We start from the raw sequence: 23,942 nt of genomic DNA, 5'->3' as shown, positions 1-23,942 counted from the left end.
AGAAATGTTGTTAGGTAAACTGACGCTGGACGCCATACCGTTCCACGAGCCCATCATCATGGGAGCGCTCTCGGGCGCCGGCCTGATGGGGCTCGCGGTCATTGCCGCCATCACCAAGTTCGGCAAGTGGGGCTACCTCTGGAAAGAATGGCTGACTTCGGTCGACCACAAAAAAATCGGCGTGATGTACATCATCGTCGCGCTGGTGATGTTGCTGCGCGGCTTCGCCGATGCCGCCATGATGCGGACCCAGCTCGCCATGGCCACCAATGGCCACCTCGGCATCTTTCCGCCCGAACACTACGACCAGATCTTCACCGCCCACGGCGTGATCATGATCATCTTCATGGCCATGCCGTTCATGACCGGCCTGATGAACATCGTGGTGCCGCTGCAGATCGGCGCCCGCGACGTCGCCTTCCCGTTCCTGAACTCGCTGAGCTTCTGGCTGCTGGTGGCGGCTGCGGCACTAGTGAACCTCTCGCTCGGAGTGGGTGAATTCGCCCGTACCGGCTGGGTGGCCTACCCGCCGCTGTCCGAGCTGGCCTACAGCCCGGGCGTGGGGGTGGATTACTACATCTGGGCCCTGCAGATATCCGGGATCGGAACGACACTGACAGCGATCAACTTCCTGGTGACCATCCTCAAGATGCGCACCCCGGGCATGAAGCTGATGCAGATGCCGATCTTCACCTGGACCTGCACCTGGGCCAACGTGCTGATCGTGACCTCGTTCCCGATCCTGACCGGCGCGCTCGCCATGCTGACGCTGGACCGCTACCTGGACTTCCACTTCTTCACCAGTGAAGCCGGCGGCAACCCGATGATGTACCTCAACCTGTTCTGGGCCTGGGGTCATCCGGAGGTATACATCCTGGTCCTGCCGGCCTTCGGCATCTTCTCGGAAGTGGTCTCCACCTTTGCCGGCAAGCGCCTGTTCGGCCACACCTCGATGATCATCGCCTCCGGCGTGATTTCGGTGCTGGGCTTCATGGTCTGGCTGCACCACTTCTTCACCATGGGCTCCGGCGCCAACGTCAACGCCTTCTTCGGCATCGCCACCATGGTGATTTCGGTGCCGACCGGCGTGAAGCTGTTCAACTGGCTGTTCACCATCTACCGCGGCCGCCTGCGCTTCACCTCGCCGGTACTGTGGACCCTGGGCTTCATGGTCACCTTCTCCATCGGCGGCATGACCGGCGTGCTGATGGCGGTGCCGGGCGCCGACTTCGTGCTGCACAACAGCCTGTTCCTGATCGCCCACTTCCACAACACCATCATCGGTGGCGCGGTATTCGGCTACCTGGCTGGCTTCGTGTTCTGGTTCCCGAAAGCCTTCGGCTTCAAGCTGGACGAGCGCCTGGGCAAAGCGGCGTTCTGGTTCTGGCAGACCGGCTTCTACTTCGCCTTCGTGCCGCTCTACATCCTGGGCTTCATGGGCATGACCCGTCGCCTCAACCACACCGACAACCCGCTGTGGACCCCGTGGCTGTACGCCGCCTGCATCGGCGCGGTCCTGATCGCGCTGGGCATCGGCTGCCAGCTGCTGCAGATCGTGGTCAGCCTGCGCAACCGCAAGCAGCTGGCCGACGTGACCGGCGACCCGTGGAATGCCCACACCCTGGAGTGGTCCACCTCCTCGCCGCCGCCGTTCTACAACTTCGCCAAGCTGCCGCAGGTGCATGACATCGACGCCTTCACCGACATGAAGGAAAAAGGCGTGGCCTACCAGGTACCGCAGCAGTACGCACCGATCCACATGCCGAAGAACACCGCGGCCGGCGTCTACATCGGGGGCTTCACCCTGGTGTGCGGTTTTGCCCTGATCTGGCACATCTGGTGGCTCGCCATCGTGGGTCTGATCGGCATCATCGGCAGCATGCTGGCACGTGCCTACGACAACGATATCGACTACTACGTCCAGCCGGACGAGATCGAAGCGATCGAACGCGAACGCTTCGAGAAGATGGGTATCGACTTCGACCGCTACGACGAACGCGACCAAGGCACGGCCCGTCCGCGCCCGGCAAAAACTCTGGAGCAGGTGTAAACAGCCATGACTTCGCACGCAACCGCACTACCCGATACGCACGCTCACGACCATGAGCATCACGACAGCGGCGCCAGCACCCAGCTGGGCTTCTGGCTCTACCTGATGACCGACTGCATCCTGTTTGCCAGCGCCTTCGCTGCCTACGCGGTGCTGTTCGGCAACGTCAACGGCGGCGTCGCCGGCAAGGAGATCTTCGAGCTCAAGTACGTGCTCGTGGAAACCTTCGCCCTGCTGTTCTCCAGTATCACCTATGGCTTTGCCATGATCAGCGGCCACAAGGGCAGCAAGGCCGGCCTCCTGGGCTGGCTGGCCGTCACCTTCCTGTTTGGTGCCGTGTTCATTGGCATGGAACTGCACGAGTTCGGCGCGCTGATCGCCGAGGGCCACGGCCCGGACAAGAGTGCCTTCCTGTCCGGCTTCTTCGCCTTGGTCGGGATGCACGGTCTGCACGTGACCGCCGGCCTGATCTGGATGGCGGTGATGATGCTGGAAGTGATCAAGACCGGCCTGACCGGCCGCGCCATGACCCGCCTGAACTGCCTGAGCATGTTCTGGCACTTCCTCGACATCGTGTGGATCTGCGTCTTTACCGTCGTCTATCTGAAAGGGGCCATCTGATGAGCCAAGCTCACGATCACGCGGCCAGCCACGGCAGCGTCAAATCCTACCTGACGGGCTTCGTGCTGTCGGTCATCCTGACCGTGATCCCGTTCTGGCTGGTGATGAACGGCAACCTGAACCCGCACGATACGCTGCTGACAATCGCCGGCTTCGCCGTGGTGCAAATCCTGGTGCATCTGAAGTACTTCCTGCACCTTGATTTCACCACCGAGGGCCGCGTCAACACCCTCGCCTTCCTGTTCACCGCGCTGGTGATCGTGCTGCTGGTGGGGCTGTCGGTCTGGATCATCTTCAGCGCCGACGCGCTGATGATGCCCTGAGAGAGCCTGACGTGAAATTCAAGCGCTACCTGCAGGTCACCAAGCCGGGCATCATCTTCGGCAACCTGATCTCGACGGCGGGCGGTTTCCTGCTCGCCGCGCGAGGCCATGCCGACCTGGGGCTGCTCCTGGCCACGGTGATCGGGCTGTCGCTGGTGGTCGCCTCCGGTTGTTCCCTGAACAACTGCATCGACCGCGACATCGACTGCAAGATGGCACGCACCCGGAACCGTGTGCTGGTCACCGGCGCCATGTCGTTCAAGGCCGCCCTGATGCACGGCATGCTGCTGGGTCTCGCCGGGTTTTGGACGCTGTGGCATTGGACCAACCCACTGGCCTTTGCCTGCGCGCTGTTCGGCTTCGTGATCTACGTCGGCGTTTATAGCCTGTACATGAAGCGCAAGTCAGTCTACGGCACGCTGGTGGGCAGCCTGTCCGGCGCGGTGCCGCCGGTGGCGGGCTACTGCGCGGTCAGCGGCCAGTTCGACATGGGCGCGGCCATCCTGCTCTTGATGTTCTGCCTGTGGCAGATGCCGCACTCGTACGCGATTGCGATCTTCCGCTTCAAGGACTACGAGGCAGCCAACATCCCGGTGCTGCCGGTGGTGAAGGGTATCTCGGCCGCCAAGCAGCAGATCGTGCTCTACATCCTGGCCTTCGCCGCCGCCACGGTGATGCTGGCCTTCGGCGGCTACGCCGGCTATGGCTACCTTGCTGTGGCCTGTGCCACCAGCCTGTGGTGGCTCAAGATGGCGCTGTCGGGCTACAAGAGCAGTACCGATGACCGGGCGTGGGCGCGTCAGGTGTTCTTCTTCTCCATCATCACGATTACCGCACTCTCGGTGATGATGGCGGTGGATTTCCAGATTCCCGAGCTGTGCTGCACCCCTGCCCCCGGCAGCGGCGTGCTGGCGGCCTTGAGCAAGCTGGTCGCCTGAGTCCCCTACGAAACAAACAGGGCCCCGCTTGGGGCCCTGTTCATTTGTATCGAGCGCGTCGTCCGGCTCAGTTCTTTTCCCAGATCAGCCGGGCGATGGCCGACGAATCCAGCTCGCCCTCCCCCTTCTCGACCAGTTCGCCGATCAGGCCCGCCACCCGCTCCGCTTCCGGCAACTTGATGCCCAGCTCGCGGGCGGTATCGAGCACGATCCCCATGTCCTTGAGGTGCAGCTTGGCCTTGAAACCCGGCGCGTAGTTGTCGTCGATCATGCGCTGGCCGTGAACATCCAGCACCCGGCTCTGGGCGAAACCGCCGAGCAACGCCTCGCGCACCGGTGCCGGATCGACGCCGCACGCCTTGGCCAACTTCATCACCTCGGCCACTGCCGCCACACCGACGCCGACGGCAATCTGGTTGCACGCCTTGGCTACCTGCCCCGCTCCCGACTCGCCAATATGGGTGATGGTCTTGCCCATCGCCTGCAGCGCCGGCCGTGCCTTCTCCAGCGCCTCGGCCTTGCCACCGACCATGATGGTCAGCGTGCCGTTGATGGCGCCGACCTCACCGCCCGACACCGGGCAATCGAGGAAGTCGATGCCTTTTTCGGCCAGGCTGGCCGCGATCTTGCGCGCACCTATTGGAGAAATCGTGCTCATGTCGGCGCACACCAGACCCGGCTTGGCTCCCAGCGCCACGCCGTTGTCACCAAGCAGCACCGCCTCCACGTCGGCAGTGTCGGACACATTGGTCACCACCAGCTCGACACCGGCGGCCAGTTCGGCCGGGGAGTCGCACCAGCAGGCACCGGCAGCGAGCAGCGGCTCGGCCGATTCGCGCCGGCGCGCCCACACGCTGACATGATGTCCCGCCTTGAGCAGATTGAGCACGCAAGGGCGGCCCATGATACCCAGTCCGATATAGCCTACTTTCATCTATCCATCTCCGGCTGAAGCCCAGTTGATTGAACGGCTGACGCGTCACGACCGCGCATGACACGCCGATGGCGCCCTGCCGTCGATCACATCGGGCTCAAGTTGCACACAAGGGGAAAGCATACGGAAAGCCGACCGTTCAAGCCAGCCGGGGTATCAGTTTTCAGGCGGGGGGGATGGGCGCTGCGACAGCCACGCGTCGAACTCGAAATCACGGCCCGCCGCCTGGTGCTCCAGAAAATAGACAAAGGCCAGCACCTCGGCCACCGCCCGGTACAGCTCCGGAGGAATTTGCTGATCCAGATCGACCTGCATCAGCAAGGACACCAGCGCCGGCGAGTCATGCACGAATACGCCGGCCTCCTGGGCTCGTTCAATGATGCGTTCGGCCAACTCGCCGTAGCCCTTGGCCACCACCTTTGGCGCACGCGCACCGTCCTGGTAGCTCAGGGCAATGGCAGAGCGGCGCGCCGGATCAGCTGGCGGCTTCGTCATGGCTCACCGACAGTGTTGCAAGATTCAGTCCGGCAGCCCCCAGGCCTTCCTCGAGCCGCCGCGCATGGTCGCGTATCAACTGCTCCGTGGCCGCCTCCTCGGTGCTAAAAGACAGCTGCACCGTCCCGCCAACGATACGGATACGGGCAGACAGGCCACCGAGCACCGGAAGTTCCAGCGCCAGACGGGTAGACCAGGCCGCTACCGCTTCTGCACCGCCCGCCTCTCGCTCTCGCGTCTCGTCCTGCTGAATGCTCAGCTGCAGCGGCTGCCCCGGCCAGGCCCACCCCTGCAGTTGAAGCTGGTGGTTCTCCAGGGTGTCGAGTTGCCGTTGCACCAGGTTACCCAGCTCCGCCAAGGCCGCTTTGCCATGGGGAGAGGGAGTCGTCTGCGCCGAATCAAGGCTTTGCCCGAGCCTGGCTTGCGGCTCGTCCTTGAGGCTCTCCAGCGACAAACGACCATCGACCCAAGCCTTGACGTGCGACTCGTAGAACAGCCCGCTCTTGTCGGTCCCCTGTTTCAGTGCTGCGGCCACATCCGCCGGATCCTGGCGCGAGGCATCCAGCTGCAGTCCCGCCTGCGTCGGCGCGCTCTTGGCGCTGTGCAGCAGATCGGTCAGATAACGCGAGGCGGGGCTCAGCGAAACATCGACCGAACCATTCGGCACCTCACTATCCGCAGCCTGCTCGACCAGCGCGAAGGTCAGTTTTGGCGACAAACTGGCCACTCGCAGCGTGAGCGCCTCGCCGTTGAGCTGCATGCCCTTGGGCAGATTCAACGTGAACAAAGCATTCTTGATCAATGCGGCGAACTGCCCATTGTCCAGACGTTCAGCAACCCGGGCCGAAACCAGTTCGCCAATACTCAAGGACGGCGCCTTGGCCGGCAGGACCGAGGCTTCCAGCAGCAGCCGGCCGCCTTCGCCCAGCAGCCGGACACCGGAAACCGCCGCGGCGCCGAGTGCTTTGCCAGAAAGGGGGGAAATCATGAAGTGGAATTATTGCGGTACAGGGACACGATCAGCTCGGCCTCACTGCGGGAAATGCCACAGCGCTCGGCCACCTCCGCCGCCGACAAGCCATGTTTGACAAGCTCGATAGCCTGATTGTAAGGCGTAGAGGTCAAGTCCTCCCCCTTGCTCTGCGGCCTGGGCAGGGATTTGCTCTTGGCCAGATGCTCCATGTCACGCTGCAGCATGCTGAGTTGCTGCTGCAGGTGATCGAGGTGAAGAGCAGTCAGCCTTGCGCTGCTCTCTCCATCGCGTTTCGCGCGCCACCACAGGTACCCCAAAGCAATCAGGGTACCCACAGACACCGCCAAGGATACTATCGTCCAAATAGACACGTCAGGCCTCTACTCATAACATCTTGCTACTCTTAAGAGTACAGCAGGGTGCTCTGTGGCCCAAGCCCAACTTGCCGAGCCCTAACGATAAATTTTCTGGAGCTTCTGTTGCCGGTTAGTCAATGACAGCGAGTACTGCAACTCGGCACAGCGCTCGACCAGCAAGCTTTCTATCTCCCTGCTTTGGGTTACGACGGTATCGAGTACCTCTCGCAATTCAGGGCTGTTTGCTAGCGCAGGCGCATCGACCTCAAGGATGACTTGACGATAATGGGCATCTCGCTCGATATCGAGTTCGGCAAATCGCTCCCACTCGGCATTGCTGGCGGCTGCCAACATTGCTTCCGTGATATGGGCAAGCTTCATTACCGGAGAGATCAATCCCACGTCCTCATCCATTCCGATCCCACTCCTTCATCAGAGTGATGCGCAGCATACGCTTGTCTTGATATCAGCCAACGGCAGAAACCGGAGCGCCCGAGTATTCCCGTTTATCCAGCTCAACCCATGCAGGCAGGAGGGTGTCAAGCAAGCTACGAACCTCCGCCAGGATGTCCTGGTCATTGCTTTTCCCTGCCAGAGCCAAGCGAGCCTTCATATAAAGATATAAATCATTCAAGTTTCGCGCAGCATCGCCCCCCTCTTCCAGATTTGTCATTTCGCGTAAACCATCAAGAATATCGATGGCTTTGGAAATAAGACGGGCTTTTGAAGCATAGTCCTGCATGTTGATGGCATTGCCAGCCTGAGCTATGGCGTTTGCTGCCCCTTTATACAAAAGGACAACAATACCGACGGGGCTTGCTCCGTAGACTGCGGCAACCAACGCATCTTTCTCATATGCCTGGTTAAGCTGCCTGAGCGCATGTTTGTTGAGCATCTCTATCCATACCCTCAAGATGACTATGATGACGAAAGCAGGTTTGCCAGGCTGCTGGTCGCAGACTGCATCTTGGCCAAAATCGCATTCAGATTTGTATATTGCTGGGTATACTGCGCTTTCAACCGATCAAGCTTCGATTGGAGACCTGTCTGGTAATTCGTCTCGTAATCTATGCGACTGTTGATCGAACTCTTGCTGGACTCAATGATGCCATCGGGCCCCAGCAATTGATTGATCACCGTATTGAAGCGATCGGCAAAACCGTCATTATTGCTATTGCCGAACAGATTTTTGACAGCAGCCGGATCCGCCGACAGGGCCGTATTGAACGCTGTCTTGTCCAGTTTCAGCGTGCCGTCCTTCTGGATCGAGATTCCTGCCTGAGCCAGATAGGCATAAGAATTATAGGGGTTCGCCCCAGACACAGGCGTAGCAAGTATGGAGGTCATCTGCGACTCGATCGCCAGAACCGAAGCGTTTCCCTTCATGCTATCGGTCCGCGCCGACTCTGCGGCTGAATGTACCTGATTGTAGGCATCGACAAACGCTTGCAAGGCCGTAGTGATGCCATCTGAATCTTGCACCACGTTGATACTGGCCTCTCCAGTCTTGCTCAGATCGAGAGTCAGCCCAGCAATCGCATCGGTCAAGTGATTGCTGGCTGCAGACACGCTGACACCATTGATAGTCAACGCTGCATTCTGAGCTGCGTGGGACTCGCTGATCGCACTAGCGGTACCCGTGCTCTGGGTCAAGCCACCCAATGACGCCGGCGAACTGGCATCAGCTGGCTCGACCCCTCCGGCCGAAATCAAAAAGGCATTATCGCTCCCACTGTTGGTCGACGTAATAACCAACTTGTAGTTGCCGTTGTTATTGACGATATTGGCCGTCACGCCGACGCCGGCCTGGTTGATCCGGTCCCGCATGCTGTTCAACGTGACGGTATCTCCGGGATTGTCCCTCAGACTGATTGGGGTGGTAGCTTTTCCCCCAACGGTAAAGGTCAGGCTGTCCGGAGCGGAAGCAATAGCCGCAGTGGGGTCGGTGATGGCAGTACCATCGGCATACTTATCGAACACCAACTGCCGAGGCTGCGCCAAGCTCGTGATATTCAGGGCATAACTGCCCGCTACAGTGGCAGCAGAGGTCGCAACGCTGGCGATTGTCGAGTCACTTGAACTGGCCTTGTAAGACTGCAAAAACGAGCCCGAAGCCAAAGAGCGAATAGCTGTCTGTAAACTGGACAAGCCGGAACTGATCTTACCCACAGCACTGAGCTGCGTATTGAACTTTGAGACACGGCTCTGGCTCGCCGTCATCGGCTGCTGCTCGATCGTCATGAGCTGGCTGACGATGCTCTGGACATCGAGAGCACCAACCGACGTCGTAATGGAAGCCATGATTCTTACCTTTCAAAGCCGTTAAGAACGGTAACGCACCGCCGCGCCGCCTTCATTGTCATCGCAATCGAGCAGGACAAGTACCAGGCATTATATCCAGCCCTATGCCTTATCCTTGATCAGCAAGCCTTTGAAGTCTTCAATAGCCTTTGAAATACTGATGGCCTCTTCGGAAGGAATCTGGCGAATGACTTTCTGGGTTTCCTTGTCCACCACCTTGACCACTGAAATATCGGTATCTTTGTCGATGGAAAACTCCAGTTCGCTATCGTAATGCTGGACAGCTTCATTCAGCTTGCGTAGTGCCGGCTGCAAGTCGGAGAGGGATACCGGCTTCTTGGTAGCGTCACGGCTATTCGACGTTTCCTTTTCTTTGTCTACGGCACTGACCGCCTGGCTCGAAACAGGCGAAACCGCCACCCCAGCCGTCTCGCCTGAAGAGGCCTGGGGAGGTGGCGCAACCGCCCGCGCCGAACTCCCATCGGAGCGAGAAAGAGGACTTACCAATGGTGTGGAAATTTGCATCTCTTCACCTCCTTTCAAGGAACAAGAAATGGCCTGGTGGTGGAACCGAGGCCATCTCTTAACTCATCTGCGGCGAGTTGCCTTACTGGAGCAGCGACAGAGCGGACTGCGTCGTCGAGTTGGCCGTCTTCAGGATGGAGGTACCGGCCTGCTGCAGAATCTGGTTCTTGGTCAAGTTGGCCGTTTCCGCGGCAAAGTCGACGTCGACGATACGGCTGTTGGCACTGGACAAGTTCTCAACGTAGTTGGACAGGTTGGCGACCACTGCATCGAAACGGTTCTGTACGGCACCGAAGTCCGAACGGCTGGACGACACGGAAGAAAGGTCGGCATCCAGGCCGGAGAGGGCGGCGGAAGCCGCACCCTGGGTGGTCACGTCGATCGTAACCGTAGCACTCAGCGCCGTATTATAGCTGTGCAACGACGTCAGGTCGGAAGCGCTGATCGTCAGCTGGTTGTCAGCCGAGCCCGAGGAGCCGACCTGGAAGGTCAATGCGCTACCGCCCGACAGCAGGGAAGTACCATTGAACTGGGTGGTCTGGGTGATACGGGAAATTTCCTGGGTCAGCTGGTCCACTTCCTTCTGCAGCTGCGAACGGTTGGTGTCACTGACCGAACCGTTGGAGGCCTGCACGGCGATTTCACGGATACGCTGCAGGTTGTTGGTGATCTGACCGAGTGCACCTTCCGCCGTCTGCCCCACCGACACGCCGTCGTTGGCGTTACGGATGGCCTGGTTGTTACCACGAATCGCCGAGGTCAGGGTCTGGGAGATCGCCAGACCGGCAGCATCGTCCTTGGCGCTGTTCACGCGCAGGCCGGAAGACAGGCGTTGCAGCGACTGGTTCAGCGAGCTGGTCGAGTTGTTCAGGTTGCGTTGGGCGTTCAACGAGGCGATGTTGGTATTTACGGTCAGGGCCATGACAATTCTCCTTGGGTCGGTTGGCTCGGCAGTGCATCCGGCTTGTTCAAGTTATCGACCCGCCTCTCATAAACTTTAGCGTCTTTTTGCATTTTTCCTGCATATGACTAGCACAAGGCCCGTTGCCAATCGTGCAGATGCTCTTCCAGCATATAATGCTGTCGCACCCAGTCGCGCAACTGGTCCCCTGCGCGGTAGGCAGCCGGCAAATCGTGCACCCGCTGACGGATCGCCTCGACCCATCCGGAAACCTCATTGGCGACCCGGCATACCGGGGCCCCGCCAGTCTGATAGGGGTAGATATCGGTGCACACCACCGGCCAGCCCAGCACCCCATACTCTAGCAAGCGGAGGTTACTCTTGGCCTCGTTGAACGGGCTCACTTCCAGCGGAGCGATGGCCAGGTCCAGGTTCAGGCTGGCCATCTTTTCTGGATACAGGTCGAAAGTGACAAAGGGATGTACCTCTGCCACGTACGGACGCAGTTCCGCCAGGCACATGCCCATGAACACCCAGTCCACTTCATCGGCAGTCTGCTTGACTACCTCGACGATCAGCTCGAGATCACCACGATGCTGGGCTGCCCCCACCCAGCCGACGCGGGGCTTCTTGCCCGTGCCACGGAGAGACGACAATCCGTCCCAACGGCTCTTCTGCAAGCGATTGGGGATAACGACGATATCGTCGATCATGCCACGGCAGTGTTCCGCCAGCGGGTCAGTCGACACAATCAGGGTGTCACTCAAGGCCAGGGCCTTGCGCAACCGAGAGCGGGCATCCGGAAATACCTTCTTCCAATGGCGCGAAAACGAGCTTTTCTCAGGAATGGCACCGACCAGGTCGTCCATGCCGAAGACAATGCGCATCTCGGGCAGGAACTGGCGATAGTTCTTCATCGCCTCGACCAGGCCGTCGCCGATGGCGGTATGGAGCAGCAGGGTATCGGGGGCCTGGCGGGCCATTTCCACCACTGACAGCACATGCAGGCCGCTGCTGCCGCTCGGCTGCAGGATGTCGCCATCCAGACGGCCCGCCGCCTGCAACGCGTTGAGCGGCATGCAGACACGGTATTCGCCGCTGCCGCCGCTGACGGGCAGACCGAGCACTCGCCGGCGGCCGGGGATGGCGGGGTCCCAGGATGCGGCACGGCTGGTTTCCAGCATCATCTTGCGGCTGTTCAGGGCCAAGTGGCGGTTGTAGGCAGGATCGCGCGCCAGTTGCGGCAGCCAGCGCGCCATCATGGTGTTCAGTTCGTCGTACTCGCGTACCGCCGCTTCCAGCGCCACGCGAGGGTCGGACGTGCGGCGCCCGATGCTGCGGGCGTGATGGTGCACCATCACGGCAAAGGGGTTGTAGACATTGCGCAGGCCAGCGGCCTGGAGCTTGAGACAGAGGTCGACATCATTGAACAGCACGGTGAGTGCGGTATCGTCCATGCCGCCCACCGCCAGGTAGTGTTCCTTGGCCACCATCAGGCAGGCTGCCGTCACCGCCGAGTAGTTCTGGCCGGTGAGCAGCCGGTTCATGTAGCCCGGGGAGAAGATGTCTTCGCCCTCGAACACGTGATCGGCGACCGAACGCAGACCGCCGGGCAGGCCGAGCACGATGCCGGCATGCTGGATCAGGCCGACCTCCGGATAGGTCAGGCGGGCGCCGACCGCCCCCACGCCCGGTTGCTGCGCCCAGGCCAGCAAGCGCTCCAGCCAGGTGTCCAACACCACTTCGGTGTCGTTGTTGAGCAGCAGCACATAGCTGCCGCGGGCTTCCGCCACGCCAAGGTTGCACTGGGCGGAGAAGTTGAACGGCGCGTCGTAGGCCACGATGCGCACCCGATCCGGCCAACGTGAGCAAATGTCCCGATAGTACTCCCGGGTTTCCGGCTCTTCCGAACGGTTGTCGACGATGATCAGCTCGAAATTCTGGTAGCGGCTCCCCTCGAACAGGCTTTCGACGCACGGTTCCAGCACCTCGAGCTTGTCGCGGTTGGGCACGATCACGGACACCAGCGGTTCGCCCTGCACACGCAGGTTGAAGTGGAACGTTCCCTCCAGATAGCCGTCGCCCAATTCCACATCCAGTCCCAGGCGCCGGGCATGGTTCTCCAGCGCGACGCGTTGCGCCGGCAGAGTCAGGGGATGCGGCTTGACCGGAGGCAACGACAGCAGCATGTCGTCGACATGGCCGATGGACTGTGGTCCATGCTGCTCGAACAGCCACAGCAACAGGTCGAACCAGTAGGCCCCCGGGTAGGCTTCAAACCCGCCGCGCTCCAGCAATGCCGATGTCGCCACCGCCACGGCGTCGCCGATGTAATCCATCGAGCGCAGATATTCCGGCGCAAAGTCGGGACGGAAGCGGGGTTTGAAACGCTCGCCCATAGGGGAAACGATATCGCTGTCGCAGTACAAGGCCGACCATTCCGGATGCATGTGGATGGCCTCGCCGAAACGCACCAGGGCCTGCGGGACCAGGCGGAAGCCCACTGGCAACCACATCAGCCAATCGGCGGGCACTTCCGCCGCCACGCTGTTCACGGCCCGTGCCAACAGATCCGGATCGTCCAGCGTATCGAGCTGCAGCCAGCCCAGTTGTTCGTGCTCCTGGAAGGCCGGATCCGGCGCCTCCCAGTCCGCGAGCACGATCAGTCGCCAGTGGGGGTAGAGCTGCTGCTGCAAGGCGTCAACCGTGTCGGCCAGGCGGTTCTGCTCCTGCCTGCTCACGACCGTGACCAGATTGAACACCGGCCGCGACGACCAAGCCAGGACCATGCGTTCGGCCAACTGTTCGGCGTGCACCTCGCGGAAATGGTGGTTTTGCAGCCATGTGCGGTACTGGCGCAATACCGTCAGATCGCCGCCGCCGACGCTGTCCAGCGGCGGCGTCGCCAACGACGGCGGCAGCACGATGCGCAACGCCTCCGGCAGCACCAGGTTCCAGGCCTGGACGAAACGGTCGATCTGCCCTTCCAGCAGGCGCCCGCGCAGCAGGTAGTCGCGTGCGCGGGTTGCCAGCGCACGCCGCTTGGCGGCATTTTCCACCAAGTCCGCCAGGGCCTCGTACCAGGCATCCTCGTCATCCGGCGGCAGCACCACGCCCAGATCGAGCTCCTTGATGTGGCGGTAGGCCGGCACATCGCTCAGGACGGACACCGCCCCCACAGAGGAGTATTCCAGCCACTTGATGTCGGACTTGCCTGCGTTGAACTCGGACTCTTCCAACGCGGCAATACCGATGTCGATCTTCAGGCTGCCCAGTTTCGGCAGATAGCCCTGGTACTCCACCCCCCCGTTCACGAAACGGACGTCGGGCACGCCTTCCATCTGCGGCGGGATGCTGCCCCAGAACACGAAGGACACCTTGCCGTCGTAATCGCGCGCCAGTCGAGCCAGGGCGCTGCCGATGCGGGCCAAATCTTGACGATGGGTGGCGGTGCCGGCAAAGCCGATGGTCACCGTCACGGCCTGCTCGTCCAGCTGCGGCTCTACCAGGCGCGCTGCGCTCAGGTAATTGGGCAAGACCGCGACGTTCGGATTGTAGGCCCTGACGATCTCGGCCAGTACCGGCGTACTCGCAGTCACCAGATGGAAGCGCGGCAGCATGTTCTTGATACGCGAGAAGCTGGGCTTGAACTCGGCGTATTGCGGGTGGCTCATAGGCAGCGACGGCAGCCAATCGTCCAGTTCGTACACCAGAGGCTTGCCGGATTGCAGCAGCCGTTGCACCAGTTCGTCGGTGGACGGATGCAGCGCCGAGCGCTGCACGATGAACATGTCCATGGCGTCGATGAAGTCCTGGTCGCTGGCGAACGGGAATTGCCCATCCACCATGACGCTGGCCGTGTACCGCCAGTAGTGGACCTCGATCGCATCGGCCAGCACGGCCAGCGGATCGCCCAGACGCAGTCGGAAGCACGCGCTGTCGGGAGGGTCCTGGCTCAGCACGCCGATGCGCGGCTTGCGCTTCTCCACCTGGGTGGCGGACGCCATGCTCTGGCTAGGCGTGTTCCCCGCCTCCCGCACGTGCCCCTGCGTGGTCTCGATAAACGCCACCAGTTCCTCGCCGAACTGGGCCTGCGTCGCCTTGTATTGTTCCTGCACGCGATGAACGGTCGCCTTGGCTCGGGCGATCTCTTCCTCTCCTGCGCCCCATGCCACGCCGTCAGAGCCCAGGTAATTGTGCATGGGTTTTTCCAGCATGATCGGGTTGGGCAGATAGACGACCGGGCAGCCACATAGCAAGGCTTCGAAGCAGGCGGTGGAGTGCTCGTAGGTGAACAGCAATTCGGCGCCGCGATAGAGCGCGGCCAGCTCCGCCGGCGAACGGTTGGGAACACGGAACGAAATCTCGGTGGCCTCCGCCGTCAACGGCCACGGTTCGCCCCCCTTGTTCAGATAGCGGTTCAGCCAGACCAGATGGCCATGCCGCTCCCCATCATCGACTCCGTCGGCATGGTAGACGCGCGTGTCGACCAGCGGCACTTGCAGCAAGCCAGCCTGCCAACCCTCCGGCAGGACGTCGTAGCCGTGCACATAGAGCAGATCGTCGGCAGACCAGCCCAGGTCGCCCAGCGAGGTATTGGTAAGCGCGCCGGGCACGTTTAGCAGGTAGCGCACCACATGCCTGGCCCGCATAGGGTTGCCTTGAATGATTTCGGGGTAGATCACGATGGGTTCGCGGCCAGCACCGAGATGGGCCTGATAAATCTCGGGCGTCAGCTCGGGGGTGAGTAGCGTCGCCGAGGTATCGCCTTGCATGACGTAGGCTTCCTGTCCGCGCAGGTTCAGCTCATGGCACAAGTAGTGGAGCGCCCTCACCCCCCCGGAAGTCTCGCGATATGGCGGGGCATAAACGTAGTAGGGAGCGGATTGGCTCGGAGAGGAAGCGCTGGCTTGAGACATGATGGCCCGGTCAGGTAAGTTCAGTAAGGGGATGGCGATGCCGCATCGGCGGTGAAGAAGGCGCCGATTTCCTGGCACACGCGGCGTGCTTGTTCCACGGTCATTTCGGAGTACAGGGGCAAGCGCACCAGGCAGCGGGACACGCGCTCGGTCACCGGCAGGCCGCCCGCCGTCCGCCCGAAGCGCATGCCCGCAGGCGAATCATGCAGCGGCACGTAGTGGAATACCGCCGAAATGCCCTGGCTGCGCAGATGATCAATCAGGCCGTCGCGCTTCTCTTCGCTCCGGCAGACCAGGTAGAAGATATGGCCGTTCTCGGGATGCTCCCCCGGATTGATCGGCAGCGCGAAATGCTCTTTCCGCACCAGCGGCGTCAGCAGGTCCATGTACCGGTCATACAGCGAGCGCCGATGCGCGTTGATGCGCCTGGCCTGCTCCAGCTGAGCGTAGAGGAAGGCAGCCGTCAGTTCGCTGGGCAGGAAGGAGGAGCCGATGTCGACCCAGGTGTATTTGTCGACCTCGCCACGGAAGAAGGCCTTGCGGTTGGTGCCTTTCTGCCAGATGACCTCGGCGCGGTCGATCAACTCGGGATCATTGATCAGCAGGGCCCCGCCCTCGCCGCTGATGATGTTCTTGGTTTCGTGAAAACTCAGGCACCCCAGGTCGCCGATCGTCCCCAGCGCCTGGCCGTCGGATTGGGCCAGGATGGCTTGCGCCGCATCCTCGATCAGCCGCAAACCGTGCTTGCGGCACAGCGCCTTGAGCGCCTCCATGGCGCAGGGCTGGCCGGCGTAGTGCACCGCCACGATCGCCTTGGTCTTCTCTGTGATGGCGGACTCGACCAGCCTCTCGTCGAGGTTGAGCGTGTCGGGGCGGATGTCGACGAACACCGGAACGCCACCGCGCAGAACGAAGGCGTTGGCCGTCGACACGAAGGTGAACGAGGGCATGATCACCTCGTCACCGGGGCCGATACCGGCCAGGATCGCCGCCATCTCCAGGGCGCCTGTGCACGAGTGGGTCAGCAGGACCTTGCGTGCCTTGAGGTGCTCTTCCAGCCATTGCTGGCACTTGCGGGTATAGGCGCCGTCGCCGGCGATCGAACTGCTCATCACCGCCTGGGCGATGTAGAACAACTCCTTGCCGACGATGAACGGTTTGCCGAAGGGGATGCGGGAAAGATTCACGTCGCGACTTTCTGGAACAGGCCGAACAGTTTGTAGCCCAGCATCCGGGTGTGCAATTGCTCGACTTGAAGGTCTCGGGGTTCGGCCAAGGTCTGTCCCGTCAGTTGCTCCCAGGCCGCCGCGACCTGCTCGTCCGGGTATGCCAGCACCCGGTCGAGCTCGCTGATGTAGGTTTCGAACCAGCGCATTTCGAAGCCGGCGCGCACCAGCAGGGCCGGCAAGGTCGCCGGCTCGAAATAGCTCCAGTGACCGTGGCAGATATTGTTGTTATGCACGCCCTCGATGGTCAGCAGGAAGCTGCTGAAATTGGGCACCTGCACCACCAGCCAGCCCCCCGGCTTGAGATCCTGGCTGACGCGATCGAGGAAGGCCAGCGGATCGGCGACATGCTCCAGCACGTCCAGCAGCGCGATTGCATCGAACGGCCCCCACTCTTCAGGCAGGGCGCACGGGTATTCGCCGCAGACGGCGGAGAGCCCGGCCGACCGGCAGGCTTGCACAGCGGCTGGATTGATCTCCATGCCGAAGGACTGCCACCCCGCCTCTTCCGCCGCGCGCAGCAAGGCGCCTGACGAGGAGCCGATATCCAGCAGACGACCAGGTCCCGCCAGCTCACTCAGCCGGCCGGCCACGTAGGCCGCCTTGTCGCGCTCGAGCGCGGCATAGAACGGGTCGTGTTTGAGCTCGAGATTGGCCTGGCTCGCCGAACTGTCCTGATAGCGCTGCCGTTCGAAGTCGCGATCGATGACCTCCCGGCTGTACACCAGCCGGCATTCGGGGCAGCGCACCAGTTGCATGCCGTGAGCTCGCAGCAGCACAGCTGCCCGCTCGTGCGCTGTGCCGCACTGCGGGCAATCACGCCGGAAACTGGCGCCGGGGAGAAAGTCACCCCGCTCATCGAGCAGGCGGCCGAAAGTTTCAGCCTCGGCCCGTCGCAGCGCCTGGTTCGCGCCGGCGAGGGAGGCACGCACGCCAGGCCGCAATGCCGCGTCGAAGGTATTTTTATCCAGCATCAAACCATGCCTCATTCGAAAGGGGCTCGCCTCTCATGCGGAGCGATATCCCCCACTCCAGGCTCACACCGGAGCTTGTTGCGCCTCGATCCGGCGGGCGATTTCCTCGACGGTCAGCGTGCCGAGCGACTCCACCGGCAAGGAGGCAAAGCTGCTGAAGCGCTCGTCGCACGCCAGCAGAAAGCCGACCACGCTGAACGAGTCGATCTGTTCGAACAGGGGCTTGTCGGCTTCGATATCGCCGACGCCTTCGGACTGCAGGTAATCGAGAATCCAGGCTTTGATGGTTTCCATATTCCCTCGACAAAGCGCCCTCATGGCAGGCGCACAGATTTGATACCCATGCTGACGTAGCGGCCGCCATCAGGCAGCGTATCGTGCACCACGCAGCCGATGCCGACCGAGCAGTGCTTGCCGACCACGCTCCCCGGCAGGATCACGCACTGCGCACCGAAGATCGTGAAATCGCCGATTACGACGTCGCCGCAAACCTTGTCGCGCGGGCCGTCCGTCCTCTGCTGATAGTCGTCGCTCTTGGTAAAGACACTGACATGGGTGGAGAAGCCCACCCCGTCCCCCAGCCGTATCGTCCCGCCGGTGCCGCCCAGAAAGCAGAACGGTGATACGTGCACCTGCCGGCCGATTTCGATATGGCCCGTCAGGATGGCGAAATCGTCGATACGCGCGCCATCCCCGATCACGCCGGAGATATCGTAAAACGTGGCGCGGCGCGAAACACGCACCCCTTCACCAACGTGGCTGAAGCCCAGCGCCAGCACTTCTTCGCGGCTCAACGGTTCCATGGAGCTCCCGGTCAGATGAACAGGTCGAAGTCCGGTACGGTGTCGACCACCTCGCCCGCCGCCATGCGCTCCAGCAGCAGGTTGGACTCGTGACGGATGCAGTGGAAGGTACAGTGCTTGGCCGGATCGACTCGGGTCATCACCTGAGCCCGGCGATCGCCCTTCCACAGCTCCTCCAGCGAGGTCTTGGCGACGTCGCCGATGCGCATGTTGAGGTTGCCGCGGTGGTACGGGCACACGTAGGCGCCGCTCGGCGTGATCACCGTGCGCAGTTCGGCGGTCAGGCAGCGGTTGTAGGGCTTGATCTGGGTGCCAACGCCTTTCAGCGCCTCTTCCAGGGTGAACGGCGCGATGATCTTGAAGTTGTCGTCGGCCAGCTCGTGAATGGCCTTCAGGTTGCGGTTGACCATCTCGACCACCGACAGGTCCTGCTGCTGCAGGAAGTGCATCATGTCGAAGGCCGGCTTCACCTCGAAATAGTCGCAGCCGATGTCCTTGGCCAGGCGGGCGGCTTTTTCGATATCCACGGCGTTGCTGCGCAGCAGGCTGCCGTCGCTGTTGAACTTCGACAGCAGCAGGAAGGAATAGCCCAAGAGACCGGTCTTGCGTTCGGCCATCCGCTTCATATTGTCGATCACCAGGTTGAACTGAGACTTGCCACTGGCGTGCGGGCGGAAGTCGGCGAACACTTCTTCACTGCCTGCGTCTACCGACACCCGCAGCCAGCTGGTCATGGTGATGCACTCGTCCATGTAGCGATGCATCAGCGTGCCGTTGGTAGTGACCCCGACCTTGACCCCGGACTGGTACAACGAGCTAACCAGCGCCCCGAACTTGGGGTGCGCCATCGGCTCGCCGCCGCCGATCAGCACTACAGCACGCACCCCGCTCTCCGCAAACTCTTCGGCCAGGCGCAGCAGACGCTCGTTGTCTATCCCCCCCTGGTTGAGCAGGTTGGCGCTGATGCAGTCATGGCACGCCAGGTTACAGGCGGTCGTCGGATCCAGTTCAACCACGAAAGGAGCGTTGTTGCTCTTGTTCCAGAGAAACCGGTTGATGAAATCCTGCACGGACTCCTGCTTCAGTTTTTCAACCAGAGAAAGCGGGCGGGAAATCTGGCCCATATGCACACTCCTAAGTGTTTGCCCGCACTGTCGTGGCGAGACCGGCCCGACAGGTGGAATTGCTCACGACCGAGGCCGTTCAATCAAAAAATGAGGACCGACTTGGGCAGGGAATACGTGTCCAGCGCCTTGGCCCCGCCTTCCCGCCCAACGCCCGAGGCGGCAAAACCGCCTACCGGCAGCTCCGGCAGCCAAAACTCGGGGTCCGCGTTGACCCAGATACGGCCGATCCGAACCTGCCTGATGGCGGCAAGGGCGGCCGACGTGGCGGCCGTCCACACATACACCGCCAAGCCATACTGGTTATCGGCCAGAATCGCCGGAAATTTATCGGCTTCGACGCGCGTCACGGTGACGACCGGTCCAAAAATTTCCTGCTGCCGCAGCGGAGAGTGCAAGGGTACCCGGTCCAGCACCACCGGCCCCAGGAAGTTGCCCTGTCCGTCCAGCAGCGACCCCGGCAAGGGCACGAAGCCGGCCGGCCGCGCCTGTTCGATCAAGTCCAGCAGGCGCTGCTTGTGCGCGGCGGAAATCATGGGCTGGATCGACGCGGCCGTCCCCGCCTCTCCTACGGGGAAACGCTCGCGCAGCGCCTGTTCCAGGTGCACCGCCCACTCGTCCGCGACACTGGGGTCCACCAGCACGTGCGTGCCGGCGATGCAGGCCTGTCCGCCGTTGCGAAAACCGCCGGCCACGACCGCCCGCGCCGCCCGAGGCAGGTCTGCGTCGGGGTAGATCAGCACGTGGTTGTTGCCACCCAGTTCGGCCGACACCCGCTTGCCGGTGGCCGTAGCGGCCGATTCGATGGCCCGTCCCGTCGCCGTGGAGCCCACGAAGGCGATCATGTCGACGTCCGGATTGGCCACCAGCGCCCGGCCGACAGCATCGCCCAGGCCGAACAGCACCTGCACCACCCCAGGCGGGAACAAGAGGTTGTTCGCCATCGCCTCGACCAGCAACGCCAGGCTGCCGACCGCCAGTTCGCTCGGCTTGAGCACCACGCAGCAGCCGGCCGCCAAGGCGAAGGGCATACGCTCCGCAGCCGTGATCAGCGGGTAATTCCACGGCACGATCAGCCCCACCACGCCCATCGGCTCGCGCAGGGTCAGGGCCAGCCCTTGGGTCGTGGCCGTGCTCAAGCACTCGCTGTGTTCGGTCCGGGCCAGCGCCGCCGCGTACTCCCACAGGCCCGCCGCACCGGCCACCTCGCCACGCGCCACATCCAGGGGCTTGCCGGTGTCGCGCGCTTCAGCGGCAGCAAACTCCTCAAGCCGGTCCCGCAGCAGTGCCGCCACGCTGAGCAGCGCCGTCGCACGCTCCGTCGACGGCACGGCCCGCCATTGATTAAAAAAGGCATCACGCGCCCGCCGGCAAATCTGGGCGACCTGTTCCGGCGTAGCGCAGGGATACGATACCGCCGGTAGCCCGGCACGGGGGTCATGGGTGGTCAGCAATACGCTCACTGGGCGGCCTCGTAGCTGATGAGCCGCTTGATCGGCTTGCCCGACGAGGTGCGCGGCACCTCGCTCACGGCATGAATCTGGTCCGGCCGTTGCGACTGCGGCAACGAGGCATTGAACAGGCGGCTCAGCTCGTCCTTGATCGTCTGCGCATTGCCTCCGGCCGGTGGCACGAAGAACACGTCGTAGGTTTCACCCCAGAACAGGTCGGGCTTGCCGACCGCATAGCACTCTTCGCACAGCTGGGTGGCGTGAACCATGTCCTCGACCTCGGCGAGATTGATCATCTCGCCCCCCTTCTTGATGGAGTCCTTCTTGCGGCCGGAAATATAAAGTTCGCCATCACTGACATGGCCCAGGTCGCCCGTCCGGAACGGTTGCCGGCGGTCGAAATAGTCGATGCCACCGCCTCCCGCGAGGTAGCCCAGGGCCATATAGGGCGATTGCACCAGCAACTCGCCATCGGCCTGATCGTCGATCTGCACGCCCACGTCCGCCATGACCTTCCCGACCGAGAACGGGCCACTATCGGCGTCGCCGATGGTGAACGACCCGCCCAATTCGGTAATGCCGAAGCAAGGCAGCAGCGGCGCGCCCAGCACGCGCAGGAATTCTTCCTTGATGGCCGGATACAGGATCGAGCTGGTGGAAATGATGCGCGCGCGCTGGAGGGGCTCGAGATCCGCCGAGAAAAACCGGTACGTCTTGGCGAGCGTGGCCGCCATGGTCGGCGACAGGTAGAGAGAATCCGGCCGGAATCGTGCCAGGTCGGCCCAGAAATCGCCCAGGTTTTTGGCCGCGAAGCGTTTCCCCACCGCAATGACACCGCCTGAGAGCAAGGGGCAAGCAAACAGGTTGAACAAGCCCGCGTTATAGAACATCGGCCAATTGTGCAGGGTCACCTGTCCGGGCTGCAGGCCGAGCGCGCCGGCAAACGCCTTGGCGGCGGCGAAGAAATTCTCCAGCGACTGCACGATGCCTTTCGGCGCCCCGGTCGTGCCGGAGGAAAAGACCACCAGGAACGGATCGGACATCCCGCCTTGGTGAACGCAGTCGGGAATGGAGGTGTCGAGCGCATAGGCGAGCTGGTCGTACGAGGTGATCGCCATGGTGGCATTGGCGACGCGCTTGGCCTTGTCCAACTGGGCCACGCTCACCGCCGGATCGACCGGGCAGGCCGTCATCCCGCCCAAGGCGAGGGCCAGGATCAGCTCGAGATATTCGGGGCGATTGTCCAGCCCGATGATGACCCGGTCGCCATGGCGCGCGCCTTGCCGGACCAGATGGTTCAGCAGGCGGACGGCCCGCTCGAAAAACTCGCTGTAATGGATGGTCTTATCGCCATCGAGCAACAGGAACGGTGAATCCTCGCCATGCAGGAAAAGATTTGCAAAAAATTCATACCGTGTCGAAGGCATAGTCTTTTCTCCATGATGAGCCAGGGATGGCGGGAGCCTGCACGCCACCGTGTCAGCACCTCTCCGGGCGATGGCACATCAGGGATGGCGGGCATCCACGGCTATCGCCGCCCTCTGCCGCCGACCTCCCGATCATGCTCGTGCGCCGCACTCCCTTGAGCGGGGGTGCTAGCCACACCCTGTACTCGCGCCGGCTAGCCGGCGCACCCCAGCAGCGTTTCCAACAGAACGTCTATGCGGCTCTTGCACTGCTGCAGCACGCCAGGATCGAACACGATCTCATCGGCACCTGGCTGGAGCCCGGCCGCCTTGTTGACCACCATGCACACATGGGCGTAGGGAATGCCCATTTCCTTGGCCAGTGCCGCCTCCGGCATACCGGTCATGCCGACCATGGTGGCGCCGTCGCGCTCAAGGCGGCGGATCTCGGCCGGCGACTCCAGACGGGGGCCCTGGGCGACGGCGTAGACGCCACCGTCCATGATCGGCACCCCTGCACTCTGGGCCGCGGCCAGCAGGCGGGCGCGCAAATGAGGGCAGTAGGGACGGGTGAAATCGACGTGCACCACCGGCTTGTCCGGCCCTTCGAAGAAGGTGTGCTTGCGTCCCCAGGTGTAATCGATGATGTCGTCCGGCACCACCAGCATGCCGGTTTCCAGGTTGACGGCGATGCCGCCCACCGAACCGATCGAGACGATGCCCCTGACGCCCTGGTTGTGCAGGGCCCAGATATTGGCACGGGAATTGATCTCGTGGGGAGCGATGGAGTGGCCAAAACCGTGGCGCGCCAGGAAGACGACGTTTTCCTGTCCGATGCGGCCGAAGGTGAGTGCGCAAGAGGGGTCGCCAAAGGGTGTGCGCACCACTTGGCGATGGGTGATTTCGAGAATGGGCAGCGTGGCAAGCCCGCTGCCGCCGATGATGGCTAGCATGGCGGTTCCCCTTGGCAAGAGCGTGGCTGGCGAGGGCCGGCCACGCAAGGCTTATTGTGCCGCCATTATGGCTTAATAATGACGGCGGGGAAAATGCGCCGGGGCTTACAGCTTGCTTATTTCAGCGCGTGGATGGCCGGCAGGTTGCGCCAGATGCCGCGCACGTCCATGCCGTAGCCGAACACGTAGCGGTCCGGCACGTCGAGGCCGACGAAATCGGCTGCGATCGGCTTTTCCTTGCTGATCAATTTGTTGGCGAATACCGCACTGTAGAAGCTCTTCGCGCCCATCTCCATCACCTTGTCGCGGATCGCCGCCATGGTCTGGCCTTCATCGAGGATGTCGTCGAGCACCAGTACCACGCGGTCGCGCACGTCTTCCTTCGGCGCCTGACGCCACACCAGTTCGCCGCCCTGGGTCTTGTCGCCGTAGCGCGAGACGTGCACGTAGTCGAAGTCGAGCGGGAAGATCAGGCGCGGCAGCAACTGCCCGGTGAACACCACGGCGCCGCCCATCACGGAGAGGATGAGCGGGTAGCTGTCGCCCAGTTTGGCGGTGATGTCGAGCGCCATGCGATCGACGGCGGCATCGACCTCTTCGGCGGTAAACAGGATGTCCGAGCTGTTCAGGATGCCACGGGCTTCGGCGACGTTGGGCATGGTTGTCTCC

Annotated in this window: 23 protein-coding genes; 4 read left to right on the top strand and 19 right to left on the bottom strand. The window is 62.3% G+C overall.

Annotated elements, in window-relative coordinates; translation table 11 throughout:
* Positions 1-4: 4 nt before the first annotated feature.
* The 4 genes from cyoB to cyoE are packed head-to-tail and all read left to right on the top strand — an operon-like array spanning position 5 to position 3,932.
* Positions 5-2,050 carry a cytochrome o ubiquinol oxidase subunit I gene (gene cyoB, locus NH8B_RS02435; RefSeq protein WP_008955579.1) on the top strand — a complete coding sequence of 682 codons (2,046 nt, stop codon included), beginning with the start codon at positions 5-7 and terminating at the stop codon, positions 2,048-2,050.
* A 6-nt stretch (positions 2,051-2,056) separates the two neighbouring features.
* Positions 2,057-2,671: a cytochrome o ubiquinol oxidase subunit III gene (gene cyoC / locus NH8B_RS02430; RefSeq protein ID WP_014085855.1), complete on the top strand. Its 615-nt coding sequence runs from the start codon at positions 2,057-2,059 to the stop codon at positions 2,669-2,671.
* Positions 2,671-2,994 carry a cytochrome o ubiquinol oxidase subunit IV gene (cyoD, locus tag NH8B_RS02425; protein WP_008955581.1) on the top strand — a complete coding sequence of 108 codons (324 nt, stop codon included), beginning with the start codon at positions 2,671-2,673 and terminating at the stop codon, positions 2,992-2,994. Before cyoC ends, cyoD begins: the two co-directional genes overlap by 1 nt.
* Positions 2,995-3,005: 11 nt before the next feature.
* On the top strand, positions 3,006-3,932 hold the full coding sequence (cyoE, locus tag NH8B_RS02420) for a heme o synthase (RefSeq protein ID WP_014085854.1): 927 nt from the start codon (positions 3,006-3,008) through the stop codon (positions 3,930-3,932).
* Between the two features lie 67 nt (positions 3,933-3,999).
* Here the strand turns inward: cyoE and NH8B_RS02415 are convergent, their stop codons facing one another.
* The 19 genes from NH8B_RS02415 to NH8B_RS02325 all read right to left on the bottom strand — a co-directional run bounded on the left by NH8B_RS02415 (position 4,000) and on the right by NH8B_RS02325 (position 23,932).
* Entirely contained in the window at positions 4,000-4,866 is an 867-nt protein-coding gene (locus NH8B_RS02415; protein WP_014085853.1) for an NAD(P)-dependent oxidoreductase, read from the bottom strand.
* Positions 4,867-5,022: 156 nt separating this feature from the next.
* Positions 5,023-5,361 carry an EscU/YscU/HrcU family type III secretion system export apparatus switch protein gene (locus tag NH8B_RS02410; RefSeq protein ID WP_014085852.1) on the bottom strand — a complete coding sequence of 113 codons (339 nt, stop codon included), beginning with the start codon at positions 5,359-5,361 and terminating at the stop codon, positions 5,023-5,025.
* A complete protein-coding gene (locus tag NH8B_RS02405; RefSeq protein ID WP_014085851.1) occupies positions 5,342-6,349 on the bottom strand; it encodes a flagellar hook-length control protein FliK in 1,008 nt (335 codons plus the stop codon). The genes NH8B_RS02410 and NH8B_RS02405 overlap by 20 nt, the downstream gene beginning before the upstream one ends.
* Positions 6,346-6,669 (bottom strand): DUF2802 domain-containing protein, encoded by a 324-nt coding sequence (locus NH8B_RS02400; protein ID WP_148282927.1) that lies wholly within the window; start codon positions 6,667-6,669, stop codon positions 6,346-6,348. Before NH8B_RS02400 ends, NH8B_RS02405 begins: the two co-directional genes overlap by 4 nt.
* Positions 6,670-6,786: 117 nt before the next feature.
* A complete protein-coding gene (locus NH8B_RS02395) occupies positions 6,787-7,104 on the bottom strand; it encodes a flagellar protein FliT (protein ID WP_014085849.1) in 318 nt (105 codons plus the stop codon).
* A 52-nt stretch (positions 7,105-7,156) separates the two neighbouring features.
* Positions 7,157-7,585 carry a flagellar export chaperone FliS gene (gene fliS, locus NH8B_RS02390; RefSeq protein ID WP_014085848.1) on the bottom strand — a complete coding sequence of 143 codons (429 nt, stop codon included), beginning with the start codon at positions 7,583-7,585 and terminating at the stop codon, positions 7,157-7,159.
* Between the two features lie 23 nt (positions 7,586-7,608).
* The gene (fliD, locus tag NH8B_RS02385) at positions 7,609-8,991 is read right to left on the bottom strand and encodes a flagellar filament capping protein FliD (RefSeq protein ID WP_014085847.1); all 1,383 of its coding nucleotides are present in this window, start codon (positions 8,989-8,991) and stop codon (positions 7,609-7,611) included.
* 102 nt (positions 8,992-9,093) lie between these two features.
* Positions 9,094-9,516 (bottom strand): flagellar protein FlaG, encoded by a 423-nt coding sequence (locus tag NH8B_RS02380; protein ID WP_014085846.1) that lies wholly within the window; start codon positions 9,514-9,516, stop codon positions 9,094-9,096.
* A gap of 82 nt (positions 9,517-9,598) precedes the next feature.
* Positions 9,599-10,438, bottom strand: a complete 840-nt coding sequence (locus tag NH8B_RS02375; protein WP_008955590.1) for a flagellin N-terminal helical domain-containing protein — start codon at positions 10,436-10,438, stop codon at positions 9,599-9,601.
* A 107-nt stretch (positions 10,439-10,545) separates the two neighbouring features.
* Complete coding sequence (locus NH8B_RS02370; protein WP_232503515.1) at positions 10,546-15,192, bottom strand: glycosyltransferase; 4,647 nt, start codon at positions 15,190-15,192, stop codon at positions 10,546-10,548.
* A gap of 164 nt (positions 15,193-15,356) precedes the next feature.
* Positions 15,357-16,523, bottom strand: a complete 1,167-nt coding sequence (gene rffA, locus NH8B_RS02365) for a dTDP-4-amino-4,6-dideoxygalactose transaminase (RefSeq protein WP_014085844.1) — start codon at positions 16,521-16,523, stop codon at positions 15,357-15,359.
* Positions 16,520-17,536 carry a methyltransferase domain-containing protein gene (locus NH8B_RS02360; protein ID WP_014085843.1) on the bottom strand — a complete coding sequence of 339 codons (1,017 nt, stop codon included), beginning with the start codon at positions 17,534-17,536 and terminating at the stop codon, positions 16,520-16,522. The genes rffA and NH8B_RS02360 overlap by 4 nt, the downstream gene beginning before the upstream one ends.
* Positions 17,537-17,599: 63 nt before the next feature.
* Positions 17,600-17,830 (bottom strand): hypothetical protein, encoded by a 231-nt coding sequence (locus NH8B_RS02355; protein ID WP_014085842.1) that lies wholly within the window; start codon positions 17,828-17,830, stop codon positions 17,600-17,602.
* A gap of 20 nt (positions 17,831-17,850) precedes the next feature.
* Positions 17,851-18,339, bottom strand: a complete 489-nt coding sequence (locus tag NH8B_RS02350) for an acyltransferase (RefSeq protein WP_014085841.1) — start codon at positions 18,337-18,339, stop codon at positions 17,851-17,853.
* Between the two features lie 11 nt (positions 18,340-18,350).
* Positions 18,351-19,463 (bottom strand): radical SAM protein, encoded by a 1,113-nt coding sequence (locus NH8B_RS02345; RefSeq protein WP_014085840.1) that lies wholly within the window; start codon positions 19,461-19,463, stop codon positions 18,351-18,353.
* Positions 19,464-19,546: 83 nt separating this feature from the next.
* On the bottom strand, positions 19,547-20,926 hold the full coding sequence (locus NH8B_RS02340; RefSeq protein ID WP_014085839.1) for an aldehyde dehydrogenase family protein: 1,380 nt from the start codon (positions 20,924-20,926) through the stop codon (positions 19,547-19,549).
* Entirely contained in the window at positions 20,923-22,341 is a 1,419-nt protein-coding gene (locus NH8B_RS02335) for a class I adenylate-forming enzyme family protein (protein ID WP_014085838.1), read from the bottom strand. The genes NH8B_RS02340 and NH8B_RS02335 overlap by 4 nt, the downstream gene beginning before the upstream one ends.
* Before the next feature lie 194 nt (positions 22,342-22,535).
* Positions 22,536-23,273 (bottom strand): S-methyl-5'-thioinosine phosphorylase, encoded by a 738-nt coding sequence (locus NH8B_RS02330; RefSeq protein WP_014085837.1) that lies wholly within the window; start codon positions 23,271-23,273, stop codon positions 22,536-22,538.
* 116 nt (positions 23,274-23,389) lie between these two features.
* Entirely contained in the window at positions 23,390-23,932 is a 543-nt protein-coding gene (locus tag NH8B_RS02325) for a hypoxanthine-guanine phosphoribosyltransferase (protein WP_008955600.1), read from the bottom strand.
* Positions 23,933-23,942: the final 10 nt, after the last annotated feature.

The sequence above is a fragment of the Pseudogulbenkiania sp. NH8B genome, from assembly GCF_000283535.1.
Classification (GTDB): domain Bacteria; phylum Pseudomonadota; class Gammaproteobacteria; order Burkholderiales; family Chromobacteriaceae; genus Pseudogulbenkiania; species Pseudogulbenkiania ferrooxidans.
Note: the sequence above shows the minus strand (reverse complement) of the source record. Positions and strands in the feature narration are given on the sequence as shown.

Bases quoted from the DNA above. Each gene is read 5' to 3' on its own strand.
- NH8B_RS02325 (WP_008955600.1), bottom strand. From the start codon at position 23,932: ATGCCCAACGTCGCCGAAGCCCGTGGCATCCTGAACAGCTCGGACATC.
- NH8B_RS02415 (WP_014085853.1), bottom strand. From the start codon at position 4,866: ATGAAAGTAGGCTATATCGGACTGGGTATCATGGGCCGCCCTTGCGTG.
- NH8B_RS02405 (WP_014085851.1), bottom strand. From the start codon at position 6,349: ATGATTTCCCCCCTTTCTGGCAAAGCACTCGGCGCCGCGGCGGTTTCC.
- fliD (WP_014085847.1), bottom strand. From the start codon at position 8,991: ATGGCTTCCATTACGACGTCGGTTGGTGCTCTCGATGTCCAGAGCATC.
- NH8B_RS02380 (WP_014085846.1), bottom strand. From the start codon at position 9,516: ATGCAAATTTCCACACCATTGGTAAGTCCTCTTTCTCGCTCCGATGGG.
- NH8B_RS02335 (WP_014085838.1), bottom strand. From the start codon at position 22,341: ATGCCTTCGACACGGTATGAATTTTTTGCAAATCTTTTCCTGCATGGC.
- NH8B_RS02345 (WP_014085840.1), bottom strand. From the start codon at position 19,463: ATGGGCCAGATTTCCCGCCCGCTTTCTCTGGTTGAAAAACTGAAGCAG.
- cyoC (WP_014085855.1), top strand. From the start codon at position 2,057: ATGACTTCGCACGCAACCGCACTACCCGATACGCACGCTCACGACCAT.
- NH8B_RS02410 (WP_014085852.1), bottom strand. From the start codon at position 5,361: ATGACGAAGCCGCCAGCTGATCCGGCGCGCCGCTCTGCCATTGCCCTG.
- NH8B_RS02370 (WP_232503515.1), bottom strand. From the start codon at position 15,192: ATGCAAGGCGATACCTCGGCGACGCTACTCACCCCCGAGCTGACGCCC.
- cyoD (WP_008955581.1), top strand. From the start codon at position 2,671: ATGAGCCAAGCTCACGATCACGCGGCCAGCCACGGCAGCGTCAAATCC.
- NH8B_RS02355 (WP_014085842.1), bottom strand. From the start codon at position 17,830: ATGGAAACCATCAAAGCCTGGATTCTCGATTACCTGCAGTCCGAAGGC.
- NH8B_RS02330 (WP_014085837.1), bottom strand. From the start codon at position 23,273: ATGCTAGCCATCATCGGCGGCAGCGGGCTTGCCACGCTGCCCATTCTC.
- fliS (WP_014085848.1), bottom strand. From the start codon at position 7,585: ATGCTCAACAAACATGCGCTCAGGCAGCTTAACCAGGCATATGAGAAA.
- NH8B_RS02350 (WP_014085841.1), bottom strand. From the start codon at position 18,339: ATGGAACCGTTGAGCCGCGAAGAAGTGCTGGCGCTGGGCTTCAGCCAC.
- cyoB (WP_008955579.1), top strand. From the start codon at position 5: ATGTTGTTAGGTAAACTGACGCTGGACGCCATACCGTTCCACGAGCCC.
- NH8B_RS02360 (WP_014085843.1), bottom strand. From the start codon at position 17,536: ATGCTGGATAAAAATACCTTCGACGCGGCATTGCGGCCTGGCGTGCGT.
- NH8B_RS02375 (WP_008955590.1), bottom strand. From the start codon at position 10,438: ATGGCCCTGACCGTAAATACCAACATCGCCTCGTTGAACGCCCAACGC.
- NH8B_RS02395 (WP_014085849.1), bottom strand. From the start codon at position 7,104: ATGGATGAGGACGTGGGATTGATCTCTCCGGTAATGAAGCTTGCCCAT.